Here is an 11497-nt window from a genome sequence, read left to right as displayed (position 1 = left end):
CCGCCCCCCGCGCCGCCGCCTCCCTCCTCGGAGACGTACCCGGACGCCGGCACGCCCCCGGACGCGGGCACCCAGGAGCCCTGGGCCTGCCAGCGGACCACGACGGTGCACAACGCGCCCCTGTCGCTGCTCACCCGGCTGCAGCTGGAGATGAGCCGCGCCACGTCCTCCGCGCAGCGCACGGAGGCCATCGACCGCTTCGTGGCGGAGGTGGAGGAGCAGGGCGGCAGGCCCCTGGTGAGTGACGCGGCGGCGGGCCGTCCCCGCGTGGCCTTCTTCGTGCGGGGCGAGGCCGGCCGGGACACCTTCGTCGCTGGCGACTTCAACGGCTGGTCCGCCACGGCCACGCCCCTGGTGCAGGTGCGGGACACCGACTTGTACGTGGCGGAGGTGGAGGTGCCGCGCACCGGTCCGCAGCCGTACAAGCTGGTGAAGGACGGTGACTTCATCGCGGACCCGGGCGCGCGCCACGTCGCGTGGGACAACCTCAATCGGTACGACGTGGGGCAGTTCAACTCGCTCGTCTACCCGGGGCTCCAGGACGCCACGAAGGGCCGGCTCACCGCGTGGTACGGCGTGCCCGCCACGGTGCTGGGGGATGCGCGCGACGTCTTCGTCTACACGCCGGCGGCATATGACGGGCCGGAGTGTCCGGCCCTGCCGGTGATGTACCTCCATGACGGCAATGAGAGCCTGACGCGCGAGTCCTTCGCGGAGGCGGCGGACGCGCACTACGCGGCGCGGCCGGCGGACGCGGCGGTGCTCGTCTTCGTGGCGCTGCCGGACCAGTCCGTGCGCCTGGCGCAGTACACCTTCCCGCCCGCGCGCGCCCCCGGCTGGCCCACGCCGCGCGGGGATGACTACCTCGCCTTCCTCCGCGATGACTTGATGCCGCGCGTGGAAGCGGCCTGGCGCGTGAAGACGGGGTCTCAGGAGACGGGCATCTCCGGTGCGTCGCTGGGCGGCCTCATCTCCGTGTACGCGGGCTTCCAGATGCCGGAGAAGTTCGGCTTCGTGGGCACGCAGTCCGGCACGCTGTTCTGGCCCCACGACGGCGAGGTGGACCGCGACGACGGCAACGCGATGGTGGTCCGCGCGGGCCAGGAGCCGGTGGTGCCGGTGCGCTTCTACGTGGACCACGGCTCGCCCGTGGCGGGGTGCACACGGGACGGCGAGGCGGGTGGGGACGACTGCCAGTCCAACCTGCAGCTCGTAGAGGCGCTGCGCGGTCGCGGCTACGCCGTGGCCCACTGGAACGAGCCCAGCGCCGAGCACGACTGGTTCTTCTGGAAGCGCCGCCTGCCGAAGCTGCTGTGCAGCTTCCGCAACGCGGACCCGGCGGTGTGCGGCCTGTAGTCCGGCCTCACAGCTTCGCGACGATGGCGCGGGCCAGCCGGTCTGCGGCCCCCGCGTCGAGCGACAGGAACAGGCGCGGCTCGGTGGCCTCCAGTTCCTGCAGCCGCGACTGGCCCGCGTTGTCGGTGGCCACGTCCACGCGGGCGTAGAGCAGGGGGCGGCCCACCGCCTCCAGCACGGACTCCGCCAGCCGCAGCTCGGCGGCGTCCTCGGGCGTGAAGGCGGTGGGCTCGGAGAAGCCGCGCGGCGCGTCCAGCAGCGTGGGCGGCCGGCGCACCGCGTGGCTGAGGACACCGTCGAAGAAGACGTAGCTGCGCTCGCCCTCCGTTTCGAAGGCGGTGAGGTAGGGCTGCACCATGACGTCGCCCTCGCGAGTCAACTCCGCCAGCCGGGTGGTGGCGGCGTGGGCCTCCGCGCGCGGGAAGATGTGCGTCTTGAGCGCGCCCGCGGACACGGCGGGCTTGAGCACCACCGCGTCCCAGCCGTGCCTGCTCGCCAGCTCCCCCACCTCGAGCGTGTCGCCCTTGCGCACCCAGGTGGTGGGCGTCACCAACACGCCCTTCTCCTCCAGCTCGCGCAGGTAGTGCTTGTGCGTGTTCCAGCGCAGCACGGGCGCGGGATTGTGGAGCCGCGTGAGGCGGCCCACCTTGTCCGCCCAGGCGACGAAGGCGTCGCGGCGCAGGTGGCTGTCCCACGTGTTGCGCACCAGGGCCAGCCGCACCGTGCGCCAGTCCATGGCCGGGTCATCCCAGACGACAGGCCGGGCATCGACCCCCAGGGCCGCGAGCGCGGGCAGCAGGGACGCGTCGAACGCGTCGAGTCGAGGCAGGCCTTCGAAGGTGAGGACGGCGACGTCCATGACGCGGACTCCCGATGTTGAAACCTGCCGCGGCTTGTAGCGCGTGCGGCGCCTCCGCGCAGGGCTCTCGCGGTGCGTCAAAGCGGGGTGCGGGCCAGGCCGACAGGTAGGCACTGAACGTCCCGCACCTGAGGTGAGGCGGGCGGCGTACTCCACGGCACATTCGCGGGCGCGGACGCTCGGGAACTGGACCTGTGCGGTCAGGTGTCGCTGAAATGTTTCAAGGGGTACGCTCTTCGCGTGCCAAGGACCTGTCACCTTCCCTCCGGCCGGCTCCGCCGGGAGACCCACGAGATGCGAATGTCCCCACGTTTTTTACTGGCCGCGCTAGGCGCGGTCCTCCTCTTCCATGCCGGATGTGGCGGCGACGAGCCTGGTTGTGAGGGTGCGAGCTGCGCGCAAGCCGTCTGCGGCAACAACGTCGTGGAGCAGGGCGAGCAGTGCGACGACGGCAACACGGTGGACGGCGACGGCTGTGAGTCCGACTGTACGCCGACGCCCCCGCCGGCCGCGGTATGTGGCAACGGCAAGCTGGAAGGCGAAGAGGTCTGTGACGACGGCAACACGGTGGACGGTGATGGCTGTCAGGCGAACTGCGCGCTGACGCTGACCCAGTGCCCCGCGGCCAACGCGCCCGCGCTCCCCGACGGCGCCACCTGCGCGGTGACGCAGGCCGGCTCCGCCGCGCGCCTCTTCACGGGCGTGGTGCTGAAGGAGGGCGAGACGCTGGTGGGCGGCCAGGTGTTGGTGGACGCGCAGGGCATCATCCAGTGCGCCGCCTGTGACTGCTCCGCCGCGGCGGGCGCCGCCGAGGCCACGCAGGTGTCCTGCCCCGGAGGGGTCATCTCCCCGGGCCTGGTGAATCCGCACGAGCACATCACGTATCCGATGGAGCCGTTCGTCGGCACCGAGGAGCGCTACGAGCACCGCCACGAGTGGCGCACCGGCCGCAACGGCCACACGCGCATCAACAGCCCCGCGGCCAGCGCCGCGGACAACGTCCGCTGGGGCGAGCTGCGCCAGATGATGGCGGGCGCCACCACCATGGCGGGCGCGGGCGGTCAGGCCGGCCTGCTGCGCAACGTGGACGTGAACAACACCGCCCTCCAGGAAGGCCTGGGCGAGGGCGTGGTGGACTCCGACACCTTCCCGCTGGGTGACACCAGCGGCAACCTGATTGCTTCGGGCTGTGACTACGGTTCGAGGCCGACGACGGACTCGCTGCCGCGCTCGGCCGCGTACCTGCCGCACGTCTCCGAGGGCATCTCCACCGCGGCGCACAACGAGTTCCTCTGCCTGTCCACGGGCGCGAACAACGTGATGCAGCCGCGCACCGCCGTCATCCACGGCATCGGCCTGACGGCGAAGGAGATTCGCCTCATGGCGGAGAACGGCACCGGCCTCATCTGGTCGCCCCGCTCGAACATCTCGCTGTACGGCGACACGGCCATGGTGTCGACCTACAAGAACCAGGGGGTCACCATCGCGCTGGGCACCGACTGGCTGCGCTCCGGCTCCATGAACCTGCTGCGCGAGCTGCAGTGCGCGGACTACCTCAACAGCACGCACTACGCGCGGACCTTCAGCGACCAGGACCTGTGGCGCATGGTGACGTCGAACGCGTCGGACCTGGTGGACACGTTCGAGAAGACGGGCCGCATCGCCGAAGGCAAGATGGCCGACCTGGCCATCTTCCAGCTGCGCACCTTCGCCGCTTCGCCGCACCGCGCGGTCATCACCTCCAACCCCGAGCACGTGGTGCTCACCATGCGCGGTGGCAAGCCGCTCTACGGAGACCAGGCGCTGATGGCCGGGCTCCGCGGCGCGGACGCTTGCGACACGCTGGACGTGTGCGGCAGCTCGAAGGAAGTGTGCCTCCAGTCGGAGATTGGCAAGGACCTGGCGGCGCTGACGTCGGGGGCCACGCACAAGTACCCGCTGTTCGCGTGTGAGACGCCGGAGAACGAGCCGGTGTGCGCGCCCCGCCGCGCCTCGCTGGACTCGCGCTGGCCGGCCAGCGTGAACAGCTCCACCAGCTACACGGGCGAGGTTCGCGCCGCGGACCCGGACGGCGACGGCCTGGTGGGCGCCGCCGACAACTGCCCCAGCATCTTCAACCCCATCCGCCCCATGGACAATGGCAAGCAGGCGGACTCGGACGGTGATGGGATTGGCGACGCGTGCGACCCCTGCCCGCTGGAGGAGGGCAACGCCTGCACGTCGTTCACCGTGGGTGACGATGACCACGACGGCATCGTGACGTGGCAGGACAACTGCCCGTTCGTGGCCAACCCGGACCAGGCGGACGCGGACAGCGACGGCAAGGGCGATGCGTGTGATGCGTGCTCCAGCGTTCCGAACCCGGGCGACCTGGGCTGCCCCGCCACCATCCACGAGCTGAAGACGCCCGTGGACGGCAACCTGCCGCTGGTGGGCCGGCCGGTGTCCATCTCCGACGTCGTCGTCACCGCCGTGGTGAAGGGCGGCGCGAGCTCCCTGGGCTACTGGGTGCAGACGCATCCGCTGCCCTCGGGCACGAGCGTGGATAACTCCGGTCTCTACGTGTACTCGCCCAAGGGTGACCTCGCGGTGGGTGACCGCATCGACATCCACACGGGCGTGCTGACCCTCTACTTCGGCCTGCCCGAGCTGACCGAGGTCAAGTACGTCAAGCGCAGCTCCGGCAACGAGGTGCCCGCGCCGGTGGTGGTGACGACGGCGGACATCCGCACCGGTGGCCCGCGCGCCGCCGCGCTGGAAGGCGTGCTCGTGGAGGTCCGCGACGTGGCGGTCAACACGGCGGTGGACGAGTTCGGCCAGTTCCTGGTGAACGAGGCCGGTGACGCCGGTCAGCCGGGCCTGATGGTTGACGACCAGGCCTATGCCTACGCGGTGCCGGCCATTGGCACGCGCTTCGGCGCGCTGCGCGGCGTGCTGACGTACAACTTCAACGACTCCAAGCTGGTGCCGCGCTTCCAGGCGGACATGCCGCTGCCGCCGCCGTCGCTGACGGGCTTCGGTCCGGACGGCTACGTGCGCCTGGGTGGCACGGGGCCGGTGAGCACCTTCCCGCAGGCGCTGACGGTGACGCTGTCCTCCGCCTACGCGGAGGCGCTCGACATCACCATCACCTCCTCCGACGAGAACGCGCTGAGCGTGCCGGACGGCCGCATCACCATCCCCGCGGGGCAGACGTCCGCGACGGTGCAGGTGGTGCCGGTGGCGCCCGCGCAGAGCGTGACGCTGACGGCCACGCTGGGTGGCTCCTCGCAGACGGCCACCGTTCGGGTGCTGGGTGCCGACGAGCAGCCCGAGGTGGTGGGCGTCACCCCGGGTGACGTGACGATGGTGCCCGGCGGCGAGGTGGTCTTCACCGTGCAGTTGGACCGTCCGGCGCCCGCCAACACGACGGTGGCGCTGAGCGTGGATCCGGCGACGGGCTTTGGCGCCTTCGTTCCGGCGGACGGCGTGCTCACCGTGGCGGAGAACGCCACGGAGGCGGTGTTCTCCTTCATCGCGGACCCGGCGGCCACGGCCACCGCGCCCGGCACGGTGACGGCGACCCTCGGCGCGAGCAGCGGGAGCGCCACCGTGACGCTGGACCAGGATGCGCCGCGGCTGACGGCCCTGTCGCCGTCCTCGGCGGTGACGATTCCGGCGGGCGGGACGCAGACGTTCACCCTGACGGTGGACCGTTCGGCCGCGCAGGACACCGTCGTGGAGTTGGCGGTGGTGCCGGGTGCGGGCGTGCCGAACTACGGCACGGTGCCGGCCACCGTGACGATTCCGGCGGGCGCCACGGAGGTGACGTTCACCTTCACGGCGGACGCGCAGGGCGAGGGCACGGGCACGGTGTACGCCATGCTGTACGGCATCACCCGGGCCACCGAGCTCACGGTGCTTCCGCCTCCGCCCACGCTCAGTACGGTGACGCCGTCGGTTGCCACCGTTTACTTTGGTACGCAGCAGGTCTTCATCGTGATGCTGGACCGCGCGGCGCAGGCGGGCGGCATCACGGTGGACGTGGCGCTGGAGCCGGCCACGGGCATGGGCGAGCTGTCGAGCGGGACGGTGAGCATCGCGGAGGGCGAGACGACGGCCACCGTCACATTCACTGCGGGCGACGAGGAGGTCCAGGGACGACTGATTGCGTCCTACGCGGGCGTCACGCGCGGGGTGGACATCACCATCGCGGACCGTCCCGCCGTCAACCACATCGTCATCAGTGAGATTTCTGCTCGCGGCGCGACGGCTCAGAACGACGAGTTCATCGAGCTCTACAACCCGACGGGCGCGGACATCACGCTGAATGGCTGGAAGGTCCAGTACAAGAGCGCGGCGAGCACCACGAGCTATTCGGGCTCGGTGGACATCCCGGACGGCACGGTCATCAAGGCCTACGGGTACCTGCTGCTGGCGCACAACACGGGCTACACCGCCACGGTCACCAAGGATGTGGGATACGGTTTTGACATGTCTGCCTCGGCGTCGGGCGGCGGCCACGTCCGCATCGGCCCGAATCTCACGGCGGACAATCTGGACGACCCCAACACGGTGGACAAGGTGGGCTACGGCACGGCGAATCAGCCCGAGGATCAGTCAGCTCCTGCCCACCCGGCAGCGGGTGGCAGCCTTGAGCGCAAGGCGCGTCCGAACTCCACGCCGGAGACCATGGCGGAGGGCGGGGCGGATGCCCTGGCCGGGAACGGCCATGACACGAACAACAACGCGAACGACTTCGTCGTTCGCGCCTCGCGACAGCCTCAGAATTCGCAGAGCCCGGCGGAGCAGCCATAGCCGTCAGGCAACCGGGGGGCAGGGCTGAAGTGCCGGCCTTGTCTCCGTGAAGTCCATCGCGGGCGGAACCCTCATGGGGTTCCGCCCGCTTCTTTTGGGCGACGTGATGGCGTCCCCCTTCTCCTAAACGAGACGGGCCGTCTATCCAATGGGACGGTCCGAGGATGCCACTCACCGGAGACGCAGGCTTGTCGAGGCAAGTCGGGCAGAAATGCCGCGCTTCAACTCGCCTCCGAAAACGCGTCTGCACCAGCGCAGTCAACCGTAGGTCCCCCTGGGCCGTAGAAATGGCGGATCCTTCGCTACCCGAGGGAACTGGCCGCAGAGGTGTGTGGCGCGGCGTCGGGAGGGTGTACAGACAGAGAGTGCGAGTGGGTTGCTCGCCATGCTCTATCTGTGTGTGGCGCAAAAGTTGCTCTGCTCCGACGGCATCAGCCATGGCGTAGGTGGGTCATGGTTGCACGCGGAAGAGGCCGTTCACGCTCAGTCCCAACGCGTCACGCTAGAGCGCCGAACAGGTTAGGTCACGCCGCGAGCTGGTAGCGCGCGGCGACCTCAAGGTTTTGGACGACCGCGAGTCGCCTGAGGTCAAAAAGGTTGCGGCGCGTGCCGCAGTAGCGGGCCTTCGGGCCCTGGCGGTTGGCGAGATGTGCCAGGTGATGCTCGACGCCGACCCGCTCGCGGAGTTGTGCGCGGCCCGCGCGCGTCTTCAGGCGTGAGCGGAGGCGCTTTTGGAGCCGCTCGTCGTCGCCCATCGTGACGCTGCGCCCTTTGCCGGACGCGGCCTGGGTGCAACTGGGGCGCAGCTTGCACGGCCCGCAGGCTTCCGGGTCGAAGTGCACGACGGCGCCGGGCTCGAAGGGCTCCACCTCGCCAGCAGGGCACGTGATGGTGCCGTCGCGGATATTGATTTTGAAGTCGCGCTTGCCGAAGAGTCCGGGCTTCGCGCTGGCGCCTCGCCACGGCCGGCAGACGAGGTCGCCGCCGCTCGCCAGCACGTCCTCGGCCATCGTGCTGTTGAGGTACGCCCTGTCGACGAGCAGGACGTCGGGATAGAGGTCCTGGTGGGCCATGTCTTCCTGCAGTGCGCCCGTCGCCTCCTCTTCGGGACGGTTGGCGGGTGTCACGGCGCAGGCCACCACGAGTTCGGTGTCGAGGTCGATGCCGACGTGCTGCTTGTAGCCATTGAAGCGCTTGCTCTTGCTCTTGCGCCCGTGGCGCATGTCGGCGTCCTCGATGGAGATGCGCCTGTCGGCAGCCACGCCTTGCCGAATCTGAACGCCGCCTTCGGGGCGCGGCTCGAGGTCCTGTTCGCGCACCTGCGCGAGCGCTTCGATGTAGCGCGTCAGCGGGGCCGCGACGCACGACTTCGATTGCTTCGCCACCCAGGCCATGAGGCGGTCGAGCTGCCGGCACAGGCGATTGAGTGCGTCGACCTTCGCGTCGGGCGCACTCCAGTCGATGTCGAGGCCGGCCTTGATGCTGCTGGCCATCAGCAACGGTGCATCGGCCTGCTGACACACCTCCTCGACGTCGGTGCCGAGCGCGAGCGCCATGCCCTCGGCCACCTTGCGGCCTGCATGGCCGAGAAGGTTGATGGTGTCCTCAACCCGCCCGGCCCCTTCTAAAGGGCGGCTGTCCACTCCCACTCGCAGCGTCTTCGGCGTCTTCTTCGAGTCGAACCCCTTCGTCCGCTTCGCCACCTCGACGGTGCGCTCCAGCAGCCGGCGGTCCATCTCGGTCGCGATGAGTCGCTCCCTGAATTGCTGCAGCCCGCCCTGGGAGAAGGCTGGCTCGTCCTCGTCAGCGCCGAGTCGGTCCAATACCATCCGCCATCGGCTGTCGGTGCCCGAGAGACACACCGCTTCGGCGTCCGATGCCTGCGTGTAGGCCTGCACCAGCAGCGCCATGCACATCATCGCGGGAGGCTGCGGCGCTTGCCCCTGGCCCGTCTGTCGGTACATTGCCTCGAGCTCGTCCTGAAAGGCTTCGTCGAACAACTCGTGCCGATGCTCGCGCAGGAAGACGAAAAGCTTCCTGCTCTTCCCCGCGAGCTTCAGCAGGCGCTGCTCCCGTGCGCTCTGCTCCACAGCCGGCGTCCAGCGTTCCATGAGCCACCTCCCTGAGGGGGTGACCTATGCACGCAGCGCCAGCCCGCGTCGATCCTCTGCCGCTTGCCTGCTCCCTCGACGTAACCTGATCGGCGCTCTAGAAATCCACCAAGTAGGCTGTGGGCCGCGTGGAGGGCATCCACGTCCTGACGGAATTCTCCCGTTTCCTGCCCATGGCGGATGATGTCCTTGAGCGTCGTCGCGTAGAGGGCAAGTTTGTCCCGGATGGCCTCCGCGACTTGGTCATTGGAATCGGCGGCTTCGGCCGCGAGCATCGCGAAGAAGATGCCGTATTCGCGGTGCTCGCGTAGGAGCAGGTGCGCTCGCTCGGAGATGGCCTGGAACTGCTCTTGCGCGGAGAGTTCCTGGTAGTTCCCCAGCAGCCGGAACTCGCGCACGCAGCGCTGGTGCAACTCTTCAATCGCAGCCAGCAGCAGGTCTTCCTTGGTGGGGAAGTGCCAGTACAGCGCTCCGGGGGTCATCCGGATGGCGCGGGATAAGTCCGCCATCGTCGTGGCGAGGAACCCTCGCCTCGCGAAGAGATGGATGGCCGCTTCCAGGATGTCCATGCGCGTGCGCGCGGCACGCTCTTGTTTCAGCTCTCGCTGGGCAGGTTCCCTGGCCATACCCGGCGAATCTATGCATCACGCCAACAGTGTCACCCGGACAATCTCCGGTGGCGCTCCGACGCGCAGCGGCGGACCCCAGAAGCCTGTTCCCCGGCTGACATACAGATTCCGGTCCCCCTCGGTGAACAAGCCCGCGTCATGCTCCCAGATGGCGGAGACCGCCAGCGTGAAGGGGAAGAACTGACCCCCGTGGGTGTGCCCGGAGAGCTGCAAGCCCATCCCCTCCCGCGCCGCCACCTTCCAGTTCGACGGCTGGTGCGCGAGCAACACCGAGGCCCGCTCGGAATCCCGGCCCGCCGTCGCCGCCGCGAGGTCATAGCCCTGCGAGAAGCCCGTCTTGCCCGCCGACCAGTCGTCCACGCCCACTAGGTCAAATGACGCGGCCGTGTCGCCAATGCGCACGTGGCGGTTGCGCAGCACTTGCACCTCCATGCGCTCCAGCGCCTCCGCCCAGGCCGCGTCGCTCCAGTAGTACTCGTGGTTTCCCGTGACGAAGTAGGTGCCATGGCGTGACTTCAGCTCGGACAGCGCCGACACCGCTGGGGCCAGCGACGCGACGTGGCCATCCACCAGGTCTCCGGTGATGCACACCAGGTCCGGGCGTAGCGCGTTGCAGCGGCGCACCAGCTCGTCCATGAAGCGGCGCCGGATGACGGGTCCCACGTGGATGTCGCTCAAGTGGACGATGCTGAAGCCATCCAGCGCCTTGGGCAGCCCCGGCAGCTTCACCGCCACTTCGTTCACCACCGGTGGGTGGAAGGCGCTCCACATCCCGAAGCCCGTCACGCCGCCCGCGGCCAGCACCGCTCCGCCGGCTGTCGCCCGAGCAAGGAAGCGTCGACGCTCCACATCCACCGGGGCTGAGGACGCGGAAGTGGCGCCGACGGGCCCCTCCGCCATGGCCACCGGGGCGGCTTCGGCGTGCGTCGCCGCCGCGCCGTGTCTGCCTGTCGCCATGGCTTCCGGAGTCATCGAGATGGACTCCGTGCCAGTCGCCGCCAGCGTGCCGCCAGCCTGCGCCGAGCCACCCACCGCGTGCGCCTGGGCCACCGAGTTCGCGGTGCCGGCGACCCGAGACTCAACCACCGCTGTCTCACCGCGCGAGCGCTGCATCCGCGCCGCCACCTTGCGCGTCGCGCCCAATACTCCGAACGCGAGCAGCAGGTAGATGGCCATGCCCATCCACGTCCACACCGCCGTGGCCACGGCGAAGGTGGAGTCCATGGGAAGGAAGCGCGTCACGGACCACGACAGCACCATCAGTGCCCCCAGCACCGTCATGACGCCCATGCCCACGCGCCGCCACGCGCGGTGTTCCGACGTGGCCGCGAAGAGGCGCCGGTACAGATAGACGTGGACGGCGACCGTGGCGGGGGCGGTGACGAGGGCGAAGAGGACGAAGCGCACAGTGACCATGCAGTGCGCCATCCTGCTCCGTGCGCGACGCGCTGCAACGCAAGCCGCGTGAAGAAATGTGAACGCCTCGTACACGGACATCGCATCAATCCGCGCGGGACGTTCGCGGCTGGGGCAATCGCGACCCGAACCCGCGTCGCATGCACTTGCGGCATGCAGCCAGGAGAGCGCCTGAGCCGTTCTCGCGATACAAGTAACAGCGTGTTGGCCGTATACACCGGCCTGCCCGCAAGCCACTGAAGGGTCGCCGCGCGTGTAACGGCGAACCGCCTGGCTGACGCGAATGCCCCCCCCTCCTCGAGGAGACCCCCATGCCCCCTGACATGATG

6 protein-coding genes are annotated in these 11497 nt (G+C 69.4%); 2 read left to right on the top strand and 4 right to left on the bottom strand.

Features of this window, described 5'->3' with window-relative positions; genetic code table 11:
* Positions 1-1356, top strand: a 1356-nt coding sequence (locus G4D87_RS23935) for an alpha/beta hydrolase (protein WP_163784526.1), incomplete at its 5' end; no start/stop codon positions are given.
* Positions 1357-1363: 7 nt separating this feature from the next.
* Here the strand turns inward: G4D87_RS23935 and G4D87_RS23930 are convergent.
* The gene (locus G4D87_RS23930; protein ID WP_176413280.1) at positions 1364-2215 is read right to left on the bottom strand and encodes an ATP-grasp domain-containing protein; all 852 of its coding nucleotides are present in this window, start codon (positions 2213-2215) and stop codon (positions 1364-1366) included.
* Between the two features lie 294 nt (positions 2216-2509).
* Here G4D87_RS23930 and G4D87_RS23925 point away from each other — a divergent pair, with 294 nt between their 5' ends.
* Positions 2510-7012: a lamin tail domain-containing protein gene (locus tag G4D87_RS23925; protein WP_205507704.1), complete on the top strand. Its 4503-nt coding sequence runs from the start codon at positions 2510-2512 to the stop codon at positions 7010-7012.
* 524 nt (positions 7013-7536) lie between these two features.
* On the opposite strand, the gene G4D87_RS23920 is transcribed toward G4D87_RS23925, so the two are convergent.
* The 3 genes from G4D87_RS23920 to G4D87_RS23910 form a co-directional block, all read right to left on the bottom strand.
* Positions 7537-9123: an IS1182 family transposase gene (locus G4D87_RS23920; RefSeq protein WP_163784524.1), complete on the bottom strand. Its 1587-nt coding sequence runs from the start codon at positions 9121-9123 to the stop codon at positions 7537-7539.
* The gene (locus G4D87_RS23915) at positions 9069-9692 is read right to left on the bottom strand and encodes a TetR/AcrR family transcriptional regulator (RefSeq protein WP_240358539.1); all 624 of its coding nucleotides are present in this window, start codon (positions 9690-9692) and stop codon (positions 9069-9071) included. Before G4D87_RS23915 ends, G4D87_RS23920 begins: the two co-directional genes overlap by 55 nt.
* 75 nt (positions 9693-9767) lie before the next feature.
* Positions 9768-11168, bottom strand: coding sequence for a metallophosphoesterase (locus G4D87_RS23910; RefSeq protein ID WP_163784523.1), 1401 nt, complete (start codon positions 11166-11168; stop codon positions 9768-9770).
* Positions 11169-11497 lie beyond the last annotated feature (329 nt).

It is taken from the genome of Myxococcus vastator (assembly GCF_010894475.1).
In the GTDB taxonomy this organism is placed as follows: Bacteria; Myxococcota; Myxococcia; order Myxococcales; family Myxococcaceae; genus Myxococcus; species Myxococcus vastator.
The sequence above is the reverse complement of the archived record's forward strand: the minus strand, read 5'-3'. Positions and strand labels throughout refer to the sequence as shown.